This is a genomic window from Massilia sp. 2TAF26 (assembly GCF_052115005.1).
Classification (GTDB): Bacteria; Pseudomonadota; Gammaproteobacteria; order Burkholderiales; family Burkholderiaceae_D; genus Telluria.
The window spans coordinates 40,151-64,214 of the sequence record NZ_JBFRFV010000002.1 but is presented as its reverse complement, the minus strand read 5'-3'; the positions used below and the strand labels follow the sequence as shown (position 1 = coordinate 64,214).

The following is a 24,064-nucleotide window of genomic DNA, read 5'->3' as shown; positions in this document are numbered from 1 at the left end:
CCAATCACAAGGCCGCCGTGAGCAGGGAATTCGACGAAAACGAGGATCTGCGCCGGCTTCTTGCCGCCGTGGCGCTCGGGGACAGGAAGGCCTTCCGCACCTTGTACGACGCGACGTCGGCCAGGCTGTTCGGCTTTGCCCTGCGCATCCTGAGGAAGGATGAGCTGGCGGAAGAAGCGCTGCAGGACGCCTTCGTCTCGATCTGGCACGCGGCATCGAGCTACCAGGTGCATCTTTCGGCGCCGCTGACCTGGATGGCGGCCATCGTGCGCAACAAGGCCCTGGACGCGTACCGCCGCCTGCAGGCCAGCGGGGAAACCGCTTTCGCGGCGGGCGACTGCGACCCCGTCGAAGCGCTGCAGGACAGCGCCGCCGGACCGCAGGAACGCGCCCAGCTCTCGCGCGAAGCGCTGGCGCTGGCCGCCTGCATGGAAAGGCTGGCAAGCCGCCAGCGCCAGGCGATCGGCATGGCCTACCTGCACGAGCTGTCGCACAGCGAAGTGGCGGCCCGGCTCAGTCTTCCTCTCGGCACCGTGAAGACCTGGATCCGCCGCGGTCTCGAGCGCCTGCGCGACTGCCTGACGAAGGGAGAGACTGCATGAACATCCGGGACAACGCCGTCCTGCGGGAAAGGCTGGCGACCGAATACGCGCTCGGCACCCTGCGCGGTGCGGCACGGCGCCGCTTCGAGACCTGGCTGCGCGCCGACGCCGCCCTGCGCGCCGCCGTCTCCAGCTGGCAGGGACGGCTGGCCGCGATGGCGGAGATGGGCCGACCGGTCACGCCGCCGGCACGCGTCTGGGGCGGCATCGAACGCCGCCTGCAGCTGTCGCCGGCGCCGTGGTGGCAGTTCTGGCGCGTGGACGCGGCACGGCCCTGGGCCGGGCTCGCATTCTTCGCAAGCGCCGCCGCAGTGGTCCTGGCCGTGCTGCTGGCCGGGCGCGGCGAAGCGCCGCTGCCGCGGCAGGTCGCGGCCCTTGCCGACGCGCAGGCGCGTACCGCCCTCGTCGTCACCGCGGATCCGGCACGCCGGCGCCTCCACGTCCAGGTCGCACAGGACGTACGCGTACCGGACGACCGCACCCTGCAGCTGTGGGCGATCGCCCGCGACGGCAAGCCGCGCTCGCTCGGTATCCTGCCCGACAACCACAGCGCCGAGCTGGTGCTCGACCAGCGCGCCATCGGCCCGGACGTGATGCTGCTGGCGATCAGCCTGGAGCCGAAAGGCGGTTCGCCGAATCCGGATGCGCCGACAGGGCCGGTGCTGTACAAGGGTGGCTGGACGCGGCTTTGAAGCGCATCGGGCAGGCGTCATCCTCAGGCCGGGGGAGAAGTGCTTCAGGCGATGGCATCGGTCCGCCGACCAGCATGGACGTCCTGTCATGGCCGAGCGTCGCCACGAGGTAAACGTCACTTCCGGCGCTGTGACCCAGGTGCCAAAAGACATCGTTCACCCTGTCGAAAAACTTTACAGGTTGCACTATTTGTAGAACATAGGAAACAACAAATGCATGATTTTCAAGTTTAATTTACGTGTGGCATGGTTTCTGCTTGTATTTGCTGCATCAAATTAACTTGGAGAATTCATGAAAAACGTCATCAAGACCATGCTCGCCGCCCTTGCTCTTCTTACCGCCGCCAGTACGCATGCCGGCGTCATCACCGACACGGGCGACAACGCCTACTGGGGCAGCGATTCACACGGCTACGGCGACGTGATCGGGGACACGCCCTATTACATCCATGGCGCCACGATCACCCGCGCCGGCGCCATGCTGACGATAGGCATTGCCACCAACTTCGCAGGCCACGCCGGCATCGACGCCGCGCTCACCTCGGGCGGTATCGGTTATGGCGACGTGTTCCTGGCTTCGGCCTGGACGCCCTACGGCAGCGATGCCCACCATGTCAGCGACAACGCCGGCAACGGCACACTGTGGTCGTATGGCTTCAGCCTCGACAACCGCTACAGTAATAGCGGAGGCAGCTTCAGGCTCTACCAGCTAAATGGCCCGGCCAACAACGCCGGCATCAAGATGAGCGAATCCTTCATGAGCTGCGGCCTGGGCAGCGCCTGCTACTACCGTGATGGCCAGGCGACGGCCGTGGACACCGGCTCCGGGAGCGTGACCGACACCGGGCTGACCGGCACCTGGACAGTGACGCCCGACCAGACGCTGGAATTCCAGATCGATGTATCGTCGACCGACCTGTTGAACTTTTCGTCCATCGCCATGCATTGGGGCGAGACCTGCCAGAACGACGTCATCGAAGGACAGGTGAACATGGTGCCCGCGCCAGGCCCGCTGTCCCTGATAGCGCTAGGCCTGACCGCTCTCGGGGCCACTCGCCGCCGCGTGCGACGCGGCTGACTGTCCAGGAAATTTTTCAACACGACAGGTCGATCGCAGAAGCCCTGAATGGCTCAAGCCACGGTCTTGCCGCTCTTACGACGAGACCAGGTTTGGTGGGACACGCTCATTCGCTGAGCACCACACGATTCCGCCCGGCCGCCTTGGCGCGGTACAGCGCCGCATCGGCCAGCCGCATCAGGGTATCCGGGTTCCCTGCCTCCAGCCCCGGCTGGACCGCGATGCCGACGCTGATCGTCACCTGCCCCGAGGCCGCACCCGCGTGGTCGATGTGCAGGACTTCGATCGCCGCGCGCAGCGCCTCGCCGATGTCGCGGGCTTCGTCCGCGCCGGTGTTGGGCAGCACGATCGAAAACTCTTCGCCGCCGTAGCGCGCGGTCAGGTCGCCGGCGCGCCGCGTGCCGGCGGCCAGCGCGTGCGCTACCCGCACCAGGCAGGCGTCGCCGGCCTGGTGGCCGTAGCGGTCGTTGAATTTCTTGAAGTGGTCGACGTCGAGCATGACCACGGCCAGCGGCTGGCCGAGGCGGGCCACGCGCGCGCATTCGGCGCGCAGCACCTCGTCGAAATGGCGGCGGTTGGCGAGGCCGGTGAGGCCGTCGGTGATGGACAGCGTCGCCAGCTTGCGGTTGGCGTCTTCGAGCTGCGCGGTGCGCTCGGCGACGCGCTGTTCGAGGCTGTCGTGCAGCCTGGCGCTGGCGATCGAGATCATGGCCTGGGCGCCGAGCATGCGCAGGAATTCCACGCGCTCCGCGGTGAAGGAGGCTTCGGCCAGCCGGTTCTCGAAGTACAGCACGCCGTCGATGCGGCCGCCGTGCCGGATCGGCAGGCACATCACGGCGCGCGGCTGCAGACGCTGCACATAGGGGTCGGCGGCAAAGCGCGAGGCCGCTGCGATATTGTCTTCGATGACTTCCTGGCCGGTGCGGATCACGTAGCGCAGCACCGACAGCGGGAACTGCGGATCGGCGGCGGCGTCCAGGTCGATCGGGCGCGACTGCAGCACCGTGACGCCTTCGCCATCCTTCTCCTCGTCGATGCTGGCTTCCAGCCGGCAGACGCCATCGGTCAGCAGCAGCAGGCGCGCCACCTGGCCGCCGGAGTTTTCCAGCACGATGGACACCAGGCGCTGCAGCACATTGCGCAGCCCGACCTCGTTCGACAGGATCTGGGTCGCCTTCAACAGCGAGACCAGGTCGAGGGCGCTGGCGCCGTTGGCGTGGGTTTGCGTGTGGGTGCCGGAATGCGGGAGCGTGGTGCGCCCGTCCAGGTTCGACAGCAGGCCGCTGTGGCGCGCGCGCAGCTGCGCGATCTTGCCCGCGGCGCCCCACTGGCCGTAACGGGCGATGGCGTCCCTGAGGAAGACCGCCGCCACGCGCGGCTGGCCCTGCTCCAGCCAGCATTCGCCGCACAGCTCGTTCGCCAGCGCCTGCACGTTGACGTAGCCGGCCAGGCCGGCGGCGTCGATCGCCTGCTGGTAGCAGCGCGTCGCCAGCGGCAGGTCCTGGCGCAAGCGGGCCAGCTCGGCCTGTACCAGCAGGTCTTTCGCGCCGAGATTCTCAGGGCCGATGCCGGCCCAGTGGGCGAGGCTGGACCGCAGCGCCTCGATCCGCTCCAGCAGTTCGCCGGCGTCTGGCCGTCCCGGCTCGCGGCGCAAGGCGCGGATCAGGATCAGCGCCGCGTAGAAACTCGATTCCGGCACCTTGGCCTGGCCGCGCATGATTGCGGTGATGATGCCGAGCTGGCCGGCCAGCGCCTCGGCATCGGCGGCGTCGAACAGCCAGGCGTTGCGGATCTTCCCCTGCAAAAAGTAGGCATTGTAGAGGCGCGAAGCGCCGTACTGCTCGAGGAAGCGCGCCTCGCTGAACGTGTCGTCGTCGTAGCTGTCGCTGCGCGCCGTCAGGCCCATCAGGGACCTGATCGGCTGGAGCGCGCCGGCGACGCAGCAGTCGGCCATCGCCTGCTGCCCGTTGGCGCGCATCAGCGCCAGGTCGTGCTCGACGTCCTGCATCAGGTCCGGCAGGTAGTCGCCGAGGATGATCCTTTCGGTCGCGCGCACGGCAGCCACCACGCCGACCTGCACGAAATCGCCGATCTCCAGCGCCCAGCCGAAGGCTTCCTCGTACAGGGCATCCGAGCTGCGCAGCGGACGCGTCCAGTGATTGCACATGGCGGCGAACATCAGGGTGGTCTGGATGCGAATCTGCACGTTGGCGCGGCTCCTGGCCAGCGCCAGCGCCATCGCGCCGAAGCGATAGCTACGCTCGAAGTCGCCGCTTTGCAGCGCGAAATGCGTCGCGTAGGCGACGTAGCCGGCGGCGCTGAAGTCGCTTTTTCCCTCTTGCATGGAGAGATGGGTCATCTCCAGGGGCATCAGCCCGCTTATATCCTGCGTGCCGGCATAATACGCGGCCATCCACAGGCCGTGCATCAGCTGCAGCGCCGCCACCGCGGCCGGATCGCGCATCTCGCCCGCCGCCAGCAGCTCCTCGGGATCGCGGCCCTGGTGAAGGCGCATGGTGTCGGCCATGAGTTCGTCGAAGCGCGTCTTCAGCAGGGCCGCCTCGTGCGGGATGTCGACGCCCAGCAGCGCCAGGCCTTCGCGCAGCACGGCGATGGCATCTTGCAAGCGGCCCTGCAACTGGTACTGGTGGGCCTGGACGGAAATGCAGCGCACCTGTTCGAGGGGCGTGCGGCTGTGCGCGCGCACCATCGGGTAGATCGCCTCGGCGGCGTCGAACCGGCCGCACAGGTAATAGGCTTCGGCGGCGCCGAGCTGGAGGTCGAGCCAGAGGCCGGTGTGGTGCTGCCATGCATCCGCCGGCAGCAGCTCGAGGCCGATGCGCATGTGCTCCAGCGTGGCCTGGAAGGCGGCGGACCGGCGCGCCCTGGCGCCGGCGCGCAGGTTCAGCCCGGCCAGCTGCAGGCGCTCGGCGGCGTCCTGGATCAAGCCGCGGCCGGCGTTGAGCTGCTCGACGATCTCGAACAGTTTGCCGTCCTGCCGCTCCGGCGCCGTGTCCCGCAGCAGCAGGCGGCCGATGCGCAGGTGGTTGGCGCCGCGCGCGCCGGCGTCGAGGACTTCGTAGGCCGCCTGCTGCACGCGGTCGTGCAGGAAGCGGTAGCCGATGCCGCTGCTGCCGGCGGCGGGGCCGGCATCCGCATCGAGGTATTTGTAGCGTTCGTCGAGCGGCTGGATCAGCCCCGCATCGAGCGCCGGCCACAGGTCCTGCTGCGTGCGCCAGGCGGCGCGTTCGACCACCAGGGCCAGCGTGTCGAGCGTGAAGCGGTTGCCGATCGAGGCGGCCAGCTGCAGCAGGTGCTGGGTCGCCGACGGCAGGCGGCGGATCTTGTCGAGCAGGAGATCGACCACGTTGTCGGTGTACGCCGCCTGCTCGATCGCGGCCAGGTCCCAGTCCCAGCAATTGTCCGCGGCGCGGTAGCGCAGGTGGCCCGCTTCATGGATCGAACCCAGGAACTGGTTGAGGAAGAAGGGATTGCCGGCGGTCTTGCGGAAGCACAGCCGGCTGAGCGGCGCGCAGTCGGCGAGCGGCACGCGCACCGTGGCCGAGACGATGCGCGCCACCTGCTGCTCGGTCAGGGGCCCCAGCACCAGCGTCGATACCTTGAGGCCGTCCGCCAGCAGCTTGTCGCGCAAGCCGATCAGCGGACGGGTGGCCTCGGCTTCGTTGTCGCGGTAGGCGCCGATGACCAGCAGGTGGCGCGAGCGCATGAACAGCTCGATCATCCGCAAGGTCGGCGCGTCGGCCCATTGCAGGTCGTCGAGGAACAGCACCAGCGGATGCCCGGCAGCGGCGAATACCTGGGCAAAGCGCGGGAACACCCGGCTCAGGCGGAGCTGGGCCTGTTCCGGCGCCAGCAGGGGCGCCGCCTCGACCGGACCGACGATCAGCGCTAGCTGGGGAATCAGTTCGGCCATTACGCCAAGCCCGCTGCCCAGGGTCTCGCGCAGCTTGTCCGCCCATTGCCGCAGCACGTCCTGGGGCTCGGCGAGCAGCTGGCGCACCAGTCCCTGGAAGGCCTGGATCAGCGAGGCGTAAGGCAGGTCGCGCTGGAACTGGTCGAATTTACCGGACAGGAAGCAGCCGCGCCGGGCGACGATCGGCTTCTGCACCTCGTTCACCACCGCCGACTTGCCGATGCCGGAATAGCCGGCCACCAGCAGCATCTCGCCGCCGCCATCGGCGCTGCGTTCGAAGGCCGCCAGCAGTGCCGTGATCGCCTTTTCGCGCCCGTGCAGGGCCTGCGGTACCAGGAAGCGGCCGTTGTGGTCGGACAGCCGCAGCGGCTGCGCCGGTGCCGCCTGACCCGCGCGGCAGGCTTCGAGGTCGCGGCGCAGGCCTTCCACGCTCTGGTAGCGCTGGTCGGCGTTCTTTTCCAGCAAGCGCTGGACGATCGCCAGCAGCGCGCCAGGCAGGCCGGCCAGCGCCGGGTTGAGCCAGTCCGGGCTGCGCGCGATGTGGCAGTGCACCAGCTCCATGCCGTCGCGCGCATCGAAGGGCGGCTGGCCGGCCAGCAATTCGTGGAAGGTGGCGCCGAGCGCGTAGAAATCGGCGCGGTAGTCGACCCGCCGGTTCATGCGCCCGGTCTGCTCCGGCGCCATGTAGCGCAGCGTGCCTTCCAGCGCATGCGGGTGGACGATGCCCTGGTTTTCCTGCGGCAGCTCGCAGGCGATGCCGAAGTCGATCAGCTGCAGCAGGCGCCGTTCGGCATTCCACACCAGGTTGGAGGGATTGATGTCCTTGTGGATCACACCCTGGCGGTGGACCTCTTCCAGCGCCGCGCACAGCTGCAGCGCGATCTCGAAGAAGTCGTCCAGCGCCAGGATGCCCTGCGGCTGGGCGCGCAGGAATTTGTCGAGGGCGAGGCCGCCGGCGTCTTCCTGGATCATGGTCCAGCGCCCGCCATGCAGCGCCAGCGCGAGCGGACGCACCACGCCCGGATGGCGGCAGCGGCGCGCGATCGCGTACTCGCGCTTGAACTGCGCCAGCTGCTGGAAGGACGGGAACTGCTGGTTGGGCTGCTTGACGATGAGCGCAGTACCGTCCCGCGCGCGGGCGCGATAGACCAGCGAGCGGGAACTGTCGTGCAGCTGTTCGATGATCTCGTGGTCGAAAAGGGCGCTCATGGGATGGGCTTGCAGTGTGGCAAATATTATATCAGCATGCCGCCGCCTGGGAGCGTCGAAAATCCGATATCGATCTGCATAATCGGTCGTTTGCTTTCGTCGCGGACGCGGTTAAGGTGGGCTTTCCCATCATTGAACCACACCGCCATGACCGACACACTCACGCCCAGCCGCGCGGCGGCATCCTGTCGCAGCGCTGCCGATCTCCCGGCGCCGGCGGCGCTTCCTGCGGGGTTTCCCATTTACCTCGACTACGCGGCGACCACGCCCGTCGATCCGCGCGTCGCGCAGAAGATGCTGGTGTACATGACCGAAAAATTCGGCAACCCGGCCAGCAGCTCCCACGCTTTCGGCATTGAGGCCGCTTCGGCGGTGCAGCGGGCGCGCGCCCAGGTCGCGGCCCTGGTCGGCGCGGCCGCCGGCGACATCGTCTGGACTTCCGGCGCCACCGAATCCAATAACCTCGCGCTGAAAGGCGCGGCCCACGCGAACCGCGCCAAAGGCCGGCACCTGGTCACGCTGACGACCGAGCACAAGGCCGTGCTGGACACCATGCGCCGGCTGGAGAGCGAGGGCTACGAGGTCACCTACCTGCAGCCGCAGCCGAACGGCCTGCTCGACCCGGCCGCCTTCGAAGCGGCGCTGCGGCCCGACACCATCCTGGCCTCGGTCATGATGGTCAACAACGAGATCGGCGTGATCCAACCGATCGGCGAACTGGGACGCATCTGCCGCGCCCGCGGCGTACTGCTGCACGTGGACGCGGCACAGGCGGCCGGCAAGGTGGCGATCGACGTCGATCGCCTGCAGGTCGACCTGCTGTCGCTGAGCGCCCACAAGGTCTACGGTCCCAAGGGCATCGGCGCCCTCTACGTGCGCAGCGATCCGCGGGTGCGGCTGGAGGCGCAGATGGATGGCGGCGGGCACGAGAAGGGCTTGCGTTCCGGCACCCTGCCCAGCCACCAGATCGTGGGCATGGGCGAGGCCTTCGAACTGGCGCGCCTGGACATGGCGAACGAAACCGCGCGCATCGGCGCGCTGCGGGAGCGCCTGTGCGGCGGGCTCGCCGCCCTGCCCGGCGTGCGCTTCAACGGCGACATGGAACAGCGCATTCCACACAACCTGAACATCAGCTTTACCGGCGCCGGCGCCGATGCCCTGGCCGACAAGCTGCCCGGCATCGCGGTGTCGGCCGGTTCCGCCTGCAACTCGGCCAGCGCCGCGCCCTCCTACGTCCTGCGCGCGCTCGGCCTGAGCGAGGCGCTGGCCCGCGGCGCGATGCGGATCACCCTGGGCCGCTACACAGGCGCCGCCGACGTCGACTATCTGCTGCGGCAGCTCCGGCTGGCGCTGCGGGTTCAGTAACCGACGGTGAAGCGCTGGCGCGAATGGGCCGGTTTCTCGAGTTCGTCGACCATCGCGATGGCGAAATCCTCGTACGAGATCGAGCTGCCTTTTTCGCCCGTCAGCAGTTCGTCCTGGCCGAGCCGGAAGCGGCCCGTGCGCTCGCCGGGCACGAACATCGCCGACGGTGACAGGAAGGTCCAGTCCAGGTCCTGGACTTGCCGCAGGGCGTCGAGGAAAGCGGCGCCACGCGTCGCCTCGGCCTTGTAGGCTTCGGGGAAATCGGGCTGGTCGAGCAGGCGCTTGCCGGGCGCCACCAGCAGGCTCGCGGCGCCGCCCACCACCAGGTAGCGCGGCACGCCGGCGCTGCGCACCGCGGCCAGCAGGGTTTCGGGGTCGCTGTCCAGGAAGCGCACCGCGCTGATCACGGCATCGTGTCCGCGCAGTACGGCGGCGAGGCCGGCTTCGTCATTGATGTCCGCGCGCGCGGCGCTGACGCCCGCACGCGCCGGAACCTTGCCGGGATCGCGGCCGATGGCGGTGACCTGGTGGCCGCGTGAAACGAGTTCGTCGAGCAGGCGGGAACCGACGTTGCCGGTGGCGCCGATGAGGGCAATACTTGCCATGAAAATTTCTCCGTGTAGACCACGCCCCATCCTATGCTAGGCTGGAGCCCTTTACAAGAAGTCACCGCGGCATGATCTGGTCAGTGCGGCCTGACCATGCCGGACCGATTCCCATGCGCGACACACTAATTGCCCATCCCTGCCTGGACGCCGACACCGCGGACGGCTGCCCGATCCGCGACATCCTCGACCGCATCGGCGACCAGTGGACCCTGCTGGTCCTGCATTCCCTCGATTGCGGCACCCTGCGCTTCAATGAATTGATGCGTGCGATCGGCGACGTGTCCAAGCAGATGCTGTCGACCACGCTCAAGCGCCTGGAAGAAGACGGTTTCGTGCTGCGGACCGTGTATCCGGAAGTGCCGCCGAGGGTCGAATACGAGCTCACGCCGCTCGGGCGTTCCTTCATGGTGCCGATGCGTGGCCTGGTCGACTGGGCCAACCGGCATCACGAAGCGATTCGCGACGCCAGGCGCCAGTACCGCCTGCCTGGATGATGGGTGATGGGTAATGCTTGCCGGCGCCCGGCCTGGATGGACGGCCGGCCCGGACGCCGCTTCAAGTGATACCGATGCGGTCGCCCGGGCCCTTGTCCGCCTGGCTTACTGCTTTGCGGTGAAGCGGCGGCGCATTGCGCCGAAGGCCATCGCGCCTGCGCCCAGCAGGGCCAGCGAGCCCGGTTCCGGCACCTCGCCGCCGGGATTGCCCGGGGTCTCGCGCTCGAAGGCGGCCACCCGGACGGTTTCCGGCGCCCCTTGCGTTGTGCCGTTCAGGAACTGGACACCACCTCCGACAATGCAGTTGGCCAGGTTACTGCAGAAGCCCGCGGCGTCGGCGGCCTGGGCGTCGTCCAGGACGAAACGGTGAAGGCCCGATTGGCCGATACCACCGGTGTCGCTGAGCACCAGGTCCGGTCCCATGTAGTTGTAGTATCTCGTCGTACTGTCCGAAACCCTGAACAGGCTCATATAGAGGTCGGTCAGTGTGGCCGTGGTCGCGCCGGGCTCGCTGACGTTGACGACGAAGCCGAGCTGGCCCGCGCTGGCGAGGCCGGTGATCGAACTGAGGAAATAGGTATTGTTACCAGCGTTACCGGCAGTGTTGTCGCCGCCTTCCAGGGCCGTGGGCATGCCCAACTTTAAGGCCGTCGGGCAGGTTTCCGCCGGGGTGGCCGGATTGCCGCTGACGTAGGTCACGCATCCGGACTCGGTGCCGTTTTTCTTCCCACCACCATTGTCCTGGACCGTTACCACCGTCTGTACCGCCCCCAGGCCGGTGCCGGTCTGTTGCGTTCCCGTTTGATAGACCAGGTTTGCGAACGCTGGCGCCGCGCCCGTTAGAAATGCCGTTGTCAATGCAATTTTCAGAACCTTAGATCTCATTATTTTGCTCCCCCAGAAGTTACTTCGCTTTTATATGGACATCCAAGTAATGCAACTCTTAACCACAGCAAAATACATTCCAGCTTAAATGAGTTCTTTCAGATCAACGACTTAACTGAACATTCATTGTAACCCCAAAGAAATGCGTAAAGATTACCGAAAGTTTCCATGTCACCACCTTTCGTTTGGACACTTACTTGAGACCGTCGAACAACCCGCCGCGAGCGAGGCGGCGCCTGTATCGCGTGACGTGGATGCTGGCGGGCTCGCCGGATACGACGACCGTCATCGGCGAGGTGGAGATGAACGGCAAAGGCTGGCCGACCGGCGCCGGCATCCGGCACCGCGTCCTTACCTGCCGCGACCGCGCGGCTGCTGAGGCCGGCGCCCTGGGCGCAAGGTCTAGGCCGTGCCGATCCCGCCGCTGCCGTACATCCGTTCGAAGTCCCCGATGGGCATCGGCCGGCCCAGCAGGTAACCCTGCAGCGTGCCGCAGCCGCCATCGACCAGGAAGTTGCGCTGCGCTTCGTGTTCGACGCCCTCGGCAACGATGTCGAGCTTGAGCGTGCGCGCCAGCGCGATGATCGCCTTGACGATCGGCACGGCATCGGGATTGACGTGGACGTCGTGCACGAAGGAGCGGTCGATCTTCAGGGCGGTGAGCGGAAAGCGCTTCAGGTAGGCGAGCGAGGAATAGCCGGTACCGAAGTCGTCCAGCGAGAAATGCAGGCCGTGGCCGCGCAGTGCGCGCATGCGCTCGATCGTGTCCGCGACATTTTCGGCAAGCACGCTTTCGGTCAGTTCCAGGCAGAGCTTGCCCGGCGGCGCGCCGGTTTCCTCGAGGATGTCGACCATCCGGGCGACGAAATCGGCACTGCGCAGCTGGTGCGCGCTGACGTTGACCGCCAGCTCGAGCTGTCCGAGTACATGGTCGCTGCGCCAGCGTGCCAGCGCGCGGCAGCTTTCCTCCAGCACGTGCTGGCCGAGCGGCACGATCATGCCCGACGACTCGGCCAGGCCGATGAATTCGGTGGGACCGAGCAGCGAGCCGTCGGCGCGGCGCCAGCGCAGCAGCACTTCGGCGCCGACCACCTGGCCCTCACTGTTGAACTGGGGCTGGCAGAACAGCACGAACTGGTGGTCCAGCAAGCCTTCCCGCAGCGCCCGCTCCAGCCTTGCCTGGTATTCGGCCGAGGCCTGCATGCGAGGATCGAAGAAGCGCGCGGTATTGCGTCCTTCCGCCTTGGCACGGTACATGGCGAGGTCGGCCTGCTTGAGCAGGGTCTCGATGCCGGTCGCGGCGCCGTCGAACAAGGTGACCCCGATGCTCGGCGTGCTGACGAACAGGCGTCCATCCAGGTAATAAGGCTGGCCGAGCGTGAACAGCAGCTTTTCCAGAACGTGCTGGGCCTCGATCACCGCCTCGTGCGGGTCGTCGCCCAGGTCTTCCAGCACCAGCACGAACTCGTCGCCGCCCAGCCTGGCCAGCTGGTCGCAGTGGCGCAAGGTATGGCGCAGGCGCTCGGCCACCTGGCGCAGCAGCATGTCGCCGAAGTCGTGGCCCATCGTATCGTTGAGCAGCTTGAAATTGTCCAGGTCGAGAAAGACCACCGCCCCGAGGCGGCCCGTGCGTTCGCTGCGCGCCAGCGCCTTGTCCAGTTCCTCGCCCAGCAGGCGGCGGTTCGGCAGGCCGGTGAGATGGTCGTAATAGGCCAGTTCGTAGATACGGCGCTCCGCCAGTTTTTGCTCGGTCAGGTCGGTATTCGTTCCGGATACACGCAGGGCCTTGCCCGCCGCATCGCGCGTCACCAGGCCGCGCGACAGCACCGGTACGTAGTGGCCGTCGCGATGGCGCAGGCGCCATTCGACGCTATAGGTGCCGCGCTGGCTGGCCAGCAGATCGTCCCAGTAGCCGGCAACACGCACCCTGTCGTCGGGGTGGGCGAGGTCCAGCCAGAGGCTGGTATCGGTCCCCAGTTCGCCGGGCCGGTAGCCGAGCATTTCCCACCAGCGGTCCGAGTAATAAATCTCGTTCTTCTCGAGATCGTAGTCCCACGGCGCATCGGTCGAGCCTTGCAGGATCAGGCGCAGCCGTTCCTCGGACTTCTGCAATCCCTGCTGGGCCTGCTTCATCGCGGTACAGTCGGTGAAGCAGACGATGACCCGGCAAAGTTTGCCCTTGGAATCGAATTCCGGATACGCGTTACAGATCAGCCAGCGCACCGATTCCGGCTGCGGTTCGGCAATGCCGAGGATGACTTCCGAGACCTTGCTGCCGGTGCGCAGCACGACGTTGGCGGGAAGTTCATCCGGCGGCAAGGGCGAGCCGTCGGCGCGCAGCAGGGGCCGGGCCTTCCCGCTGACCCTGTTCTTCAATTGCTCGACGCTCATGCCGATCAGTTCGCAGGCGAGCCGGTTCGCGTTCAGGATGCGGCCGTCGACGCCATGCACGACGACGCCCGCGGGAATGTGCTCGAGCAGATCGTCGAGCTGGGGCTGGATTGCCGGGGCGTTGTGGGAGGCCATGATGTGATCCGCGCTGAGAAACCGGAAGTTACAGCCGATGGTAGCACGGCCCTGCCAGTGGGCGCGCAAGACTTTGCGATAAGTAAATTAGACCACATCAGCAGCATTTCGCACCCCTCCGTTCGGCGCTTGCCCGACAATCAGGCAATCCTGGTCGCGGTGTCCTTACGTCCGGGATCCCATCCAACGACAATAAAGGAGACAAGATGCCCCATCCAATCGACCTGCAACGTCGCCACCTGCTGCTGGCCAGCGGCACCGCCCTGGCCGCCGGCCTGCTGCCCTCGTTCGCGCGCGCCGCCGGCGCCACCCCGCTGAAGGTCGGCCTGATCGTGCCGATGTCCGGCCCCTTCGCCTCCACCGGCCGCCAGGTCGACGCGGCGGTGCGGCTGTTCATCCAGCAGCACGGCGATACCGTGGCCGGCCGCAAGATCGAAGTCATCCTGAAGGACGACGGCGGGCTCTCGCCCGACGTCACCAAGCGCCTGGCCCAGGAACTGGTGGCGCGCGACAAGGTCGAGGTGCTGGCCGGCTTCGGCCTGACGCCGCTGGCCCTGGCCGCGGCCCCCATCGCCACCCAGGCCAAGGTGCCGATGATCGTGATGGCGGCCGCCACCTCGATCATTCCGCAGCGCTCGCCCTACATCGTGCGCACCGGCCTGACCCTGCCGCAGGTCACGGCGCCGCTGGCCGAATGGGCGCCGAAGAACAAGATCAAGACCGTGGTGACCCTGGTGTCCGACTACGGTCCGGGGCTCGACTCCGAAAAGACCTTCGTCACGCGCTTCACCAAGGCGGGCGGCAAGATCCTGGAAAGCCTGCGCGTCCCGCTGCGCAATCCGGACTACGCGCCCTTCCTGGCGCGCGTGCGCGACGCCAGGCCGGACGCGCTGTTCGTGTTCGTCCCCTCGGGCGAGGGGGCGGCGGTGATGAAGCAGTTCACCGACCGTGGCCTGGCCAATGCCGGCATCCGCCTGATCGGCACCGGCGACGTGGTCGACGACGACCTGATGGAAACCATCGGCGCGGCTTCGGAAGGCGTGGTCTCGAGCTTCAATTACTCGGCCGCCCATCCCTCGCCGGAGAACAAGGCGTATGTGGAGGCCTTCGAGAAGGCCAACAAGGGCATGCGCCCGAACATGCACTCGGTCGGCGCCTACGATGGCATGCAGCTGCTCTACCTGGCCCTGGCCAAGACCGGCGGCGACAGCAATGGCGACAAGCTGCTGGCGGCGATGAAGGGCATGGCCTGGGTTAGCCCGCGCGGCCCGATGGAGATCGACCCGGCGACCCGCGACACGATCCAGAACGTCTATCTGCGCAAGGCCGAGAAGGTGAACGGCGGCTGGTACAACGTGGAGTTCGACAAGATCGAGAAGTTCCGCGATCCGGGCGCCTGAACCCGGCCGGGGCAAGCGGACATCGCCGCCGCTTGCCCCTACTTCCCTTGCCTCAGAACGAGTGCTTGATACCGGTGATCACGCCGGTTTGCGACAGGCCCGCACCGACCGAGCCGCCCGAGCTCAGGGCCACAGCGGCAGTACCGTCGTTGACGATATGGCCGGCCGCGACATACACGGTGGTGCGCTTCGAGAAGTTATACATGGCGCGCAGCAGGAGCTGCGCCGAATCGTTCGGGCTGTCCTTGAAATCGAGCCTGGCGATCTGCCCGTCGACGACCAGTTGCGGAGTCACGGAATAGGCGGCATCGACGTAGGCCAGCGTGCTCTTCGGCTGGGTCTTGCTGCCCTCGTTATTCCGGTGCAGGACGCCGGCGCCGAGTTTCCATGCGCCCACGTTGGCGTAGCCGGCAACATGCAGGCGCGAATCCGACAGGTCCGCACTCGTCAGCCCGGCGGCGGCACCGGGGCCGCCACGCAGATTGTCGTAGGCGACCACGGCACCGAATGCCGATCCCGGGGCGTCATAGCGCAGCAGACCGGAATATTCGCGGCAGGCCTGGGCGCTGGTGGCGGATTCGCCGGGACAGTTGGTGGCCGACGGCCCGCCCGCCGCCGAGACGTCGCGGCCGAGGCTATAGGTGGCGCCGACCGTGATGCGGTCGAAGGATCCCTTGTACGAGATCGAATTGTCGTGGCGCCCGTTCGGGATGAAGGAGTCCAGGGTGCCGATGCCGTAGACGCTGGGGCCGAAGGGGTCGACGTCGAAGGTCGAGATGTACAGCATATTGTAGGTGCGGCCGATGGTCAGCGCGCCCCACTTGCCGGCCAGGCCGACCCAGGCCTGGCGGCCGAACAGGCGCCCGCCCTGGTTCACGTTGCCGGTATCGGGCTGGAAGCCGTTCTCCAGCGTGAAGATGGCCGAGAGGCCGTTGCCGAGATCTTCGCTGCCGCGGAAACCCAGGCGCGACGGGAACATGCCGCCGGTCAGGCCGGGCACGCGGGTCACGCCCGCGCCGGACGCGTTCGCGTTGTCGTAGTGTTCGATGGCGGCATCGATCAGGCCATAGACCGTGACGCTGGACTGTGCATGGGCGGCGCCGGACAGGGCTGCGATGGCTGCGGCGAGTATGTAGGTCTTCTTCATTGTGTCTCCAGGATGCGCTGCAGCGCTCTCGTTGCCTGTACCAGACGCGAGTCCCGGCAGGCGCCGGCGCTGCAGCACCGGTGCCGGCATGATCTTGTTTGTTATGGGCGAGGCTCAGGCCAGCGCGGTGCGCGCCGCGCTGCGGGACGCGACGATGGACAGGGCCGCGAAGATGGCCGGCATGGCGAGGATGCCGATCACCGCGGAGAAGCTCCACCCCATGGTCAGCAGCAGGCCACCGAGGAAGGAACCGAGGATGCTGCCGAAGCGGCCGACGCCGAGCATCCACGACACGCCGGTGGCGCGGACCGCGGTCGGGTAGCAGGAAGGCGCGAAGGCGTTCAGGCCGGTCTGGGCGCCGCTCATCTTGCGGCCATTGGTATGGGCTCGGATATCGAGCGTTTGAACTGCAGTCATTGCCGTCTCCTGTTTTGTCTGACTAGACTCTACACACGGCCAGTTGACGCAGGATTGCTTTCAACACCAATTGCGTTCCAATTTACTTATCGTGGGATTCGACCGTGGCGGCCGCCAGATGCAGCTCGGCCAGCAGGGCTTTTGCCCCCGGCGACAGGTGCGCGCCCGCGCGGGTGGTGACGCCGATCTGCCGTTCGAGGCCGGGCATCTCCAGCCGCAGCACCGCCAGCTGCCCCGTTTCGATCTCGTAATGCAGCTGGTGCGGCGACAGCACGGTCAGCATGTCCGAGGACAGCAGCAGGCCGCGCAGCAGGGCCAGGTCGCCGGTTTCGACGGCCGGCGGCGGCGGCGGATGGCCATGCTCGTTGTAGAAGTTCTCGAGCGCCATGCGCAGCGGCGAACCCGCGCGCGACAGCACCCAGGCATAGGGTTCGAGATCCTTGAAGGACAATCCAGCCTTGCCGGCAAGCGGGTGGTCGACCCGCGCGATCAGGGCGGGATGGTCCTGCATCAGCGGCGTGCTGTCGAGCCCCTGGCTGGCCGACTTGCGCAGCGCGCCGATGATGAAGTCGACCCGTCCGCTCAACAGCCCCGCCGCCAGTTCCTCGTATGGGCTTTCGAGGGACCGCACCCGCAGCCGCGGATATTTTTTGACCAACGCGGCGATCGCCGCCGGCAGCACCAGGGTCCGCGCCAGCGGCAGCGCCCCGATCGTGACCACACCTTCGAGCACGCCGTTCAGGGCGGCGATATCGGCGTGGATGTGCTCGAGCTCGACCAGCACCCGGTTGAAGCGCAGGATCCAGCGGCTGCCCGCATCCGAGGGCAGCATGCCGTGGGCGGTACGCCGGAACAGGCTTTGCCCGAGCCCTTCCTCGAGCTTGGCCAGGGCCTGGCTGACCCCGGACTGCGACATGTCCATCGCCTGGGCCACGGTCGGCATGTGGTGGACCTCGGCCAGCATGGTCGCCACCTGCAGGCGGCGTTCGTTGAACAGGGCTTCCATGCTGGTGACCAGGTAGCCTTCGCGCGCGCCGAGCCGGGCGGCGTCGTCGCGCACCTCGCGCAATTCTGCCTCGATGATCTGGGCCCGCAGGCGCACCACCTCCCCCGCCGCGGTCAGCAGCATGCCGCGCCCCTTCCGTTCGAATAATTGGGTGCCCAGGCTTTCCTCGAGCGACGCGACGGAACGCGTGACGGCGCTGGATGCCCGGTACAGCATGTCGGCGGAACGCCGGATGCCGCCGGTGGCGGCAACGGTATTGAAAGCGCGCAGATGGTGGAGATTAATGATCGACATGGCACCGAAGGATAGAGGTTTTGACCGGGCCGCTGGAGCGCCGATAAGTATTTTGGAACGGTTTTCGCGCATAAGGCAACCCAAATATGCGCCCGGCTGCCGATACTTGATCCATCCGAGTGGAGCACATTCCAGATGATCACCGAGACCGACAACGACGACGACTACCGTCCCCTCCCCTGCACGCTGATGCGCGGCGGTACTTCCCGCGGCCCCTTCTTCCTGGCCTCCGACCTGCCGGCCGATGTCGCCAGCCGCGACCGCGTGCTGCTGGCCGTCATGGGCTCGCCCGACAAGCGCCAGATCGACGGCCTGGGCGGCGCCCATCCGCTGACCAGCAAGGTCGGCATCGTCAGCGCGAGCGGCACTCCGGGCGTGGACCTGGATTTCCTGTTCGCCCAGCTGCAGCCGGATTCCGACAAGGTCGACACCACGCCCAACTGCGGCAATATGCTGGCGGCGGTGCTGCCCTTCGCCATCGAGCGCGGGCTGGTGCAGGCGGGCCCCGGCACCACCACGGCGCGCATCCTGACCCTCAATACCGGCATGCAGTGCGATGTCACGGTGCAGACGCCGGGCGGGCGCATGCGCTATGCGGGCGACACCCGCATCGACGGCGTGCCCGGCAGCGCGTCCGCCGTGAAGATCAACTTCCTCGATACGGCCGGCTCGGTCTGCCCTGCCATGCTCCCGACCGGGAACACGCTGGACCGCGTGTCCTTCGCCACCGCCGGCGGCGCCATTCAGGAAGTGGACGCCACCCTGATCGACAACGGCATGCCGATGGTGCTGGTGCGAGCCGCCGATTTCGGCATCACGGGACGCGAGAGCGCGGCGGAGCTGAACGCCGACGAGGCCCTGAAGGCCAGGCTGGAAGCGCTGCGCCTGGCCGTCGGCCCGGCGATGGGCCTGGGCGACGTCAAGGCCAGGAACTACCCGAAGATGTGCCTGGTGTCCGCGCCCGGCGCCGGCGGCGCCGTCTCGACCCGCTGCTTCATCCCCCACGTCTGCCACGACGCCATCGGGGTGCTGGCGGCGGTGACCGTGGCCACGGCCTGCGTGCTGGAGGGTTCGGTGACCCGGGGACTGGCGCGGGCCGGCAGCGGCTTGCGGCGCACCGTCTCGGTCGAACATCCGACCGGCGAGTTCAGCGTCGAACTGGAACTCGACCCTCGGGATCAACAGAAAGTCGCCGGCGCCGCCCTGCTGCGCACGGCGCGTCCCATCATGCGCGGCGAAGTCCTGGTACCCGCCGCCCTCCTGCACGAGAAAGCACAATGAAAAAGCCTTTGATCATCGATTGCCACGGCCACTACACCACCGCGCCGAAAGCCCTGGAAGACTGGCGCAACGCCCAGGTCGCCAACCTGAGCACGCCCGAACTGGGCCCGCGCGTCTCCGACCTTCGCATCACTGACGACGAGCTGCGCGCCTCGATCGAGGCCAACCAGCTGCGCCTGATGAAGGAACGCGGATCAAGCCTGACGATCTTCTCGCCGCGCGCCAGCTTCATGGCCCACCACATCGGCAACTTCGAGACCAGCGCCACCTGGGCCGCGATCTGCAACGAGCTATGCTACCGCGTGTCCCAGCTCTTCCCCGATCATTTCATCGGCGCGGCCATGCTGCCGCAGTCGCCGGGCGTCGACCCGCGCACCTGCATTCCCGAGCTGGAGCGCTGCGTCAGGGAATACGGCATGGTCGGCATCAACCTGAACCCGGACCCTTCGGGCGGCCACTGGAACTCGCCGCCGCTGTCCGATCGCTTCTGGTATCCGATCTACGAAAAGATGGTGGAGTACGACATCCCGGCGATGATCCACGTCTCGACCAGCTGCAATGCCTGCTTCCACACCACCGGCGCCCACTACCTGAACGCGGACACCACCGCCTTCATGCAATGCCTCACCAGCGAGCTGTTCAAGGACTTCCCGACCCTGAAGTTCCTGATCCCGCACGGCGGCGGCGCCGTGCCCTACCATTGGGGCCGCTTCCGCGGCCTGGCCCAGGAGATGAAGAAGCCGCTGCTCGAAGAGCACCTGTTGAATAACATCTTCTTCGACACCTGTGTCTACCACCAGCCGGGCATCGACCTGCTGACCAAGGTGATCCCGGTGAAGAACGTGCTGTTCGCCTCCGAGATGATCGGCGCCGTGCGCGGCATCGACCCGCAAACCGGCCACTACTACGACGACACCAAACGCTATATCCAGGCCGCCACGCTCAGCGACGAAGACCGCTTCCAGATCTTCGAAGGCAATGCGCGCAAGGTCTACCCGCGCCTGGACACCGCACTCAGGAACAAAGGACTGTAAGATGACCACGCCTCATATGAACCAGCTCGGCATCGTCAAGCGCAACATCGAGCGCGCCGACCGCGGTATCGTCGAGCGCCTGGCGGCCTTCGGCAGCGCCACCGTGCACGAAGCCATGGGCCGGGTCGGCCTGATGAAGCCCTATATGCGCCCCATTTACCCGGGCGCCCAGGTGGGTGGCAGCGCCGTCACCGTGCTGCTGCATCCCGGCGACAACTGGATGCTGCACGTGGCGGCGGAACAGATCCAGCCCGGCGATGTGGTGGTGGCCGCCTTGAGCGCCGAGTGCACGGACGGCTTCTTCGGCGACCTGCTGGCGACCAGCTTCATGGCGCGCGGCGCGAAGGCCCTGATCATCGACGCCGGCGTGCGCGACGTGCGCGTGCTGAAGGAGATGGGCTTTCCGGTGTGGAGCAAGGCGATCAGCGCCAAGGGCACGATCAAGGCGACGCTCGGTTCGGTGAACATCCCGGTGATCTGTGCCGGCGCCCTGGTCAACCCGGGCGACGCCGTGATCGCCGACGACGACGGCGTGGTGGTGGTGCCGGGCGGCGATGCCGCAAGGGTTGCGGATGCCGCGCAGAAGCGCGAAGACCTCGAAGGCGAGAAGCGCACGAAACTGGCCTCCGGCGTGCTGGGCATGGACATGTACGGCATGCGCGAGCCGCTGGCGCAAGCCGGTCTCAAATACATCGATTGATATGAAGAAAACGATTTATCTCCTGTGCGGCCTGCTGTGCGACGCCGCCGTCTGGGAAGCCCAGGCCGCGGCCCTGCAGCCGGACCACGAAGTCCGCACGATCAGCTTCGAGGGTCTGGCGTCGATGCAGGCCATGGCCGACAAGGTGCTGGCCGATGCGCCCGCGCGCTTTGCCCTGGCCGGCCACTCGATGGGCGGCAGGGTGGCGCTGGAAGTCGTCCGGCGCGCGCCGCAGCGCGTCGAGAGGCTGGCCCTGCTGGATACCGGCTTCGAGGCCGCCGCGCCCGGCGAACAGCAAAGGCGTATGGTCCTGGTGAACCAGGCGCTGAAGGAAGGTATCGCCTCGATCGCCGCGACCTGGGGCCTGCCGATGCTGGCCCCCGCCAAGCGCTCCGAACCGCGGCTGGTAAAGGCGGTGGTCGACATGGTGGGACGGATGTCGGGCGCGATCTACGCGGGCCAGACCCGCGCCCTCCTCGGCCGCCCCGATGCCACCGATGTGTTGAGGAGCATCGCCTGCCCGGCGATGGTGATCTGCGGGATGGAAGACGGCTGGAGCCCGCCCGAACGCCACGAGCGCATGGCCGAACTGATCCCGGGCGCGAAGCTGCGCCTGATCGAACACAGCGGCCATATGTCGATGATGGAAGAACCCGAAGCGGTCCTGCGCGCCTTGCGGGAATGGCTGGACATGAATACGATCTGAACGAGGAAGTCGAGAGAACATGGCGAAGATTATTGGCGGTATCGGGACCTCGCACGTCCCCACCATCGGGTTGGCATACGATAAGAAGCGGCAGAACGATCCGGCCTGGGCGCCGCTGTTCGAGAACTACAAGCCGGTCGCGAAATGGCTGGAAGAGCAGAAGCCGGACGTGCTGCTGTTCTTCTACAACGACCACGCGAACAGCTTCTTTTTCGATTGCTATCCGACCTTCGCGGTCGGCATCTCGCCGAACTTCGAGATGGCCGACGAGGGTGCGGGCAAGCGTCCGCTGCCCGATATCAAGGGCCATCCGAAGCTCGCCATCCACGTCATGGAATCGCTGGTCAACGACGAATTCGACATGGCCATGTTCCAGGACCGTCCGCTCGACCATGGCTGCAATTCGCCGCTGGCCCTGATGTGGCCGCACGAGCCCACCTGGCCGGGCGCCATCGTGCCGATCGCGATCAACGTCCTGCAATACCCGCTGCCCACCGCCGCGCGCTGCTACAAGCTGGGCAAGGCGGTGCGGCGCGCCATCGAATCCTATCCGGAAGACCTGAAGGTCGCGGTGGTCGGCACCGGCGGCCTCTCGCACCAGATCCACGGCGAACGTACCGGCTTCAACAACATCGAGTGGGACGAGGAATTCCTGCGTCTGATCGTCGAGGAGCCGGAAAGGCTGGCGAAGATGCGCCACGCGGAACTGGTGGAACTCGGCGGCGCCGAAAGCGCCGAGGTGATCATGTGGCTGGCCATGCGCGGCGCCCTGAACGACAACATCAGGTGCATCCACCAGAGCTACTACCTGGCCACCACCACGAATATGGCGGTCGCCATCTACGAACAGGGGGGCGACGGACACGCCCCCGCCGCGCCGGTGTACGGCAATCCGCAAACCGCCGGCCTGGAGGAACTCGAAGGCACCTATCCCTTCGACCTGAACGCCAGCATCCACGCGGCTCGCCTGAACCGCTTCTTCTGGCGCCATCGCGAGCCGGCCTTCCGCGAACTGGTCGCGCGCGACCTGGACGCCGCCTTCGACGAGCTGCAGCTGAACGAGGAAGAGCGCGGCCTGGTGACCCGCCAGGACTGGCTCGGGCTGGTGAAGTATGGCGTCAGCTTCTTCGTGCTGGAAAAATTCGCGCGCGTGGTCAAGATGTCGAACCCGGCCGTCTACGCCAGTATGCGTGGCGAGACCCTCGAAGACTTCCTGAAAACCCGGCGGGTGCCGGAGTCGGCCTGAGGACGATGAGCATGCACGTCGACGACCACGCCGCCATCGAAAGGGCCTGCGCCCGCCTGATCTCGGAATACGCCTACCTGAACGACCAGCGGCGTTACGAGGAACTTGCGGCCCTGTTCACGCCGGACGCCCTGCTCTTTCGGCCATCGGCGCCGGACCAGGCCATCGCCGGCATTGATGCCATCCTCGCCGCCTTCCGCAAGCGGCCTCTTGACGTCATGACCTTCCATGTCTGCACCGACATCATCGTCAGCGTCGACGATGCCGGGTCGGCGCGCGGACAATCGCGGATCCTGCTGCTGTCGGCCAGGCGTCCCGCCGAGGAGGGGTCCAGGCCGGCCGCCGCCGAGGCGCCCGTGCCCGGCGTCTTTTACGACAGGTTCAGGCTGACGGACAGCGGCTGGAAGTTTGCCGAGCGGCGCGGGTCGTTCTGGATTTGATGAAGGCTTATAAATCGGCCTCGTCAAGGCTTCGCTAGCTTGCCGGTCACCGAGCACCTTGTCGGCAATACTTATTTGTTGCGAAATTACTGGCGTAGAGAATGGCTCTGCGCCAGTCGGACAGCCATTCATGTGATTAAGTACTCGCCCATAAATAAATGTGTTTTTGGCTGCCAGAACCGGCGCGTTGCTGCGTTGGCTCCTGCTTGCAGTGCTCGCACTGCGGCGCACTCGCCGCCTTGCACCGCATCCGGTTCTATTTGCCAAAATTCACATTTATTTCCGGTCAAGTACTTAGCTGGATTTGCGACGCCGGGTCGAAGCGAGTCCTGCGAAAGCCAGACCGAACAAGGCAAGCGTAGCGGGTTCCGGCACATCGGTATTGGGGCCGCCTGGATTGTTTTCGGAGCGGCCAAAACGTAAATCATCGAACGCGACGATATCGTTGGTAGCGTTGAAAGTTACGCTTGCAATCAGGTTGCCGTAATCGATAAACCCGATGAAGGCCCCTCCCCCATCCGTTGCGGACGGTACGTTGATCGTCTGGGTGACTGACGAACCATCGACATAGACGATGGTTTGTTGCGACACTAGATTTGTCTGCAGGCCGGTAACGTAAAATCCGAAAGCATCGACCGGATTAACGAAGCTGAACGTCGCCGAACCGCCAACCAGGCTGCGGAAGTATTGTCCGCCGGCCGTCGTGTTAAACCCGCATAAGGCACCACATCCCGAGTTATTGGTTGTGACGCCGCCAGTGATGGTCAGGTTGGCCGGCAGGGCCGACTCGAAATCAACCGTATTGAGATTTCCGGCAACCGAAAGAAAAGCTGCGGCTGCCGCAGTAGAGTTGACCATTTGCGCAAGCGAGGACACGTTATTGTCACCGCCAAGGTAGGTAACCGGCGCGGCTTGCGCTGCAACGCCAGCCCCCGACAGGATTGCGACGACGGCGAATTTGGATGCAATAGACATAAAAGCTCCTTTATTTTGATTGGGA

The 24,064-nt window shown here is 66.5% G+C and carries 19 protein-coding genes and 1 pseudogene; 12 read left to right on the top strand and 8 right to left on the bottom strand.

All coding sequences use genetic code 11. The features are described from left to right. Positions 1-17 precede the first annotated feature (17 nt). The 3 genes from AB4Z32_RS02375 to AB4Z32_RS02365 all read left to right on the top strand — a co-directional run bounded on the left by AB4Z32_RS02375 (position 18) and on the right by AB4Z32_RS02365 (position 2,372). Positions 18-602: a sigma-70 family RNA polymerase sigma factor gene (locus AB4Z32_RS02375; protein WP_441933997.1), complete on the top strand. Its 585-nt coding sequence runs from the start codon at positions 18-20 to the stop codon at positions 600-602. Then, positions 599-1,294 carry an anti-sigma factor gene (locus tag AB4Z32_RS02370; RefSeq protein ID WP_441933995.1) on the top strand — a complete coding sequence of 232 codons (696 nt, stop codon included), beginning with the start codon at positions 599-601 and terminating at the stop codon, positions 1,292-1,294. The genes AB4Z32_RS02375 and AB4Z32_RS02370 overlap by 4 nt, the downstream gene beginning before the upstream one ends. Before the next feature lie 292 nt (positions 1,295-1,586). Further along, on the top strand, positions 1,587-2,372 hold the full coding sequence (locus tag AB4Z32_RS02365) for a hypothetical protein (protein WP_441933993.1): 786 nt from the start codon (positions 1,587-1,589) through the stop codon (positions 2,370-2,372). 106 nt (positions 2,373-2,478) lie between these two features. Here the strand turns inward: AB4Z32_RS02365 and AB4Z32_RS02360 are convergent, their stop codons facing one another. Then, on the bottom strand, positions 2,479-7,515 hold the full coding sequence (locus tag AB4Z32_RS02360) for a diguanylate cyclase (protein ID WP_441933991.1): 5,037 nt from the start codon (positions 7,513-7,515) through the stop codon (positions 2,479-2,481). 147 nt (positions 7,516-7,662) lie between these two features. Here AB4Z32_RS02360 and AB4Z32_RS02355 point away from each other — a divergent pair, with 147 nt between their 5' ends. Continuing rightward, entirely contained in the window at positions 7,663-8,880 is a 1,218-nt protein-coding gene (locus tag AB4Z32_RS02355) for an IscS subfamily cysteine desulfurase (protein ID WP_441933989.1), read from the top strand. Here AB4Z32_RS02355 and AB4Z32_RS02350 read toward each other — a convergent pair. Beyond that, positions 8,874-9,485, bottom strand: a complete 612-nt coding sequence (locus AB4Z32_RS02350; RefSeq protein ID WP_441933987.1) for an NAD(P)-dependent oxidoreductase — start codon at positions 9,483-9,485, stop codon at positions 8,874-8,876. The genes AB4Z32_RS02355 and AB4Z32_RS02350 overlap by 7 nt on opposite strands. Before the next feature lie 113 nt (positions 9,486-9,598). Here AB4Z32_RS02350 and AB4Z32_RS02345 point away from each other — a divergent pair, with 113 nt between their 5' ends. Continuing rightward, complete coding sequence (locus AB4Z32_RS02345; RefSeq protein WP_441933985.1) at positions 9,599-9,982, top strand: winged helix-turn-helix transcriptional regulator; 384 nt, start codon at positions 9,599-9,601, stop codon at positions 9,980-9,982. A gap of 105 nt (positions 9,983-10,087) precedes the next feature. Here AB4Z32_RS02345 and AB4Z32_RS02340 read toward each other — a convergent pair whose 3' ends face one another. Together AB4Z32_RS02340 and AB4Z32_RS02335 are read right to left on the bottom strand one after the other, a co-directional pair. Beyond that, positions 10,088-10,681, bottom strand: coding sequence for a PEP-CTERM sorting domain-containing protein (locus AB4Z32_RS02340; RefSeq protein WP_441933983.1), 594 nt, complete (start codon positions 10,679-10,681; stop codon positions 10,088-10,090). Between the two features lie 588 nt (positions 10,682-11,269). Further along, positions 11,270-13,393, bottom strand: a complete 2,124-nt coding sequence (locus AB4Z32_RS02335; RefSeq protein ID WP_441933981.1) for an EAL domain-containing protein — start codon at positions 13,391-13,393, stop codon at positions 11,270-11,272. A gap of 206 nt (positions 13,394-13,599) precedes the next feature. On the opposite strand from AB4Z32_RS02335, the gene AB4Z32_RS02330 reads away from it, so the two are divergent. After that, positions 13,600-14,793, top strand: coding sequence for an ABC transporter substrate-binding protein (locus tag AB4Z32_RS02330; protein WP_441933979.1), 1,194 nt, complete (start codon positions 13,600-13,602; stop codon positions 14,791-14,793). A gap of 52 nt (positions 14,794-14,845) precedes the next feature. Here the strand turns inward: AB4Z32_RS02330 and AB4Z32_RS02325 are convergent, their stop codons facing one another. The 3 genes and pseudogenes from AB4Z32_RS02325 to AB4Z32_RS02315 form a co-directional block, all read right to left on the bottom strand. Continuing rightward, the gene (locus AB4Z32_RS02325; RefSeq protein WP_441933977.1) at positions 14,846-15,940 is read right to left on the bottom strand and encodes a porin; all 1,095 of its coding nucleotides are present in this window, start codon (positions 15,938-15,940) and stop codon (positions 14,846-14,848) included. A gap of 114 nt (positions 15,941-16,054) precedes the next feature. Beyond that, positions 16,055-16,306 (bottom strand): annotated as a pseudogene (locus AB4Z32_RS02320) (aromatic acid/H+ symport family MFS transporter); the annotation flags it as partial. A 133-nt stretch (positions 16,307-16,439) separates the two neighbouring features. Then, positions 16,440-17,657 (bottom strand): LysR family transcriptional regulator, encoded by a 1,218-nt coding sequence (locus AB4Z32_RS02315; RefSeq protein ID WP_441933975.1) that lies wholly within the window; start codon positions 17,655-17,657, stop codon positions 16,440-16,442. A gap of 135 nt (positions 17,658-17,792) precedes the next feature. Here AB4Z32_RS02315 and AB4Z32_RS02310 point away from each other — a divergent pair, with 135 nt between their 5' ends. The 6 genes from AB4Z32_RS02310 to AB4Z32_RS02285 are packed head-to-tail and all read left to right on the top strand — an operon-like array spanning position 17,793 to position 23,064. Beyond that, entirely contained in the window at positions 17,793-18,938 is a 1,146-nt protein-coding gene (locus tag AB4Z32_RS02310; protein ID WP_441933973.1) for a 4-oxalomesaconate tautomerase, read from the top strand. Between the two features lie 8 nt (positions 18,939-18,946). Then, a complete protein-coding gene (locus AB4Z32_RS02305; RefSeq protein ID WP_441934447.1) occupies positions 18,947-19,972 on the top strand; it encodes an amidohydrolase family protein in 1,026 nt (341 codons plus the stop codon). Positions 19,973-19,988: 16 nt separating this feature from the next. Further along, a complete protein-coding gene (gene ligK / locus AB4Z32_RS02300) occupies positions 19,989-20,672 on the top strand; it encodes a 4-carboxy-4-hydroxy-2-oxoadipate aldolase/oxaloacetate decarboxylase (protein WP_441934445.1) in 684 nt (227 codons plus the stop codon). A 1-nt stretch (position 20,673) separates the two neighbouring features. Beyond that, positions 20,674-21,378 carry an alpha/beta fold hydrolase gene (locus AB4Z32_RS02295; protein ID WP_441933972.1) on the top strand — a complete coding sequence of 235 codons (705 nt, stop codon included), beginning with the start codon at positions 20,674-20,676 and terminating at the stop codon, positions 21,376-21,378. Between the two features lie 19 nt (positions 21,379-21,397). Continuing rightward, positions 21,398-22,624, top strand: coding sequence for a gallate dioxygenase (locus AB4Z32_RS02290; protein ID WP_441933970.1), 1,227 nt, complete (start codon positions 21,398-21,400; stop codon positions 22,622-22,624). 5 nt (positions 22,625-22,629) lie between these two features. Then, positions 22,630-23,064, top strand: coding sequence for a nuclear transport factor 2 family protein (locus AB4Z32_RS02285; RefSeq protein WP_441933968.1), 435 nt, complete (start codon positions 22,630-22,632; stop codon positions 23,062-23,064). A 294-nt stretch (positions 23,065-23,358) separates the two neighbouring features. On the opposite strand, the gene AB4Z32_RS02280 is transcribed toward AB4Z32_RS02285, so the two are convergent. Next, positions 23,359-24,039 carry a PEP-CTERM sorting domain-containing protein gene (locus tag AB4Z32_RS02280; protein ID WP_441933966.1) on the bottom strand — a complete coding sequence of 227 codons (681 nt, stop codon included), beginning with the start codon at positions 24,037-24,039 and terminating at the stop codon, positions 23,359-23,361. Positions 24,040-24,064 lie beyond the last annotated feature (25 nt).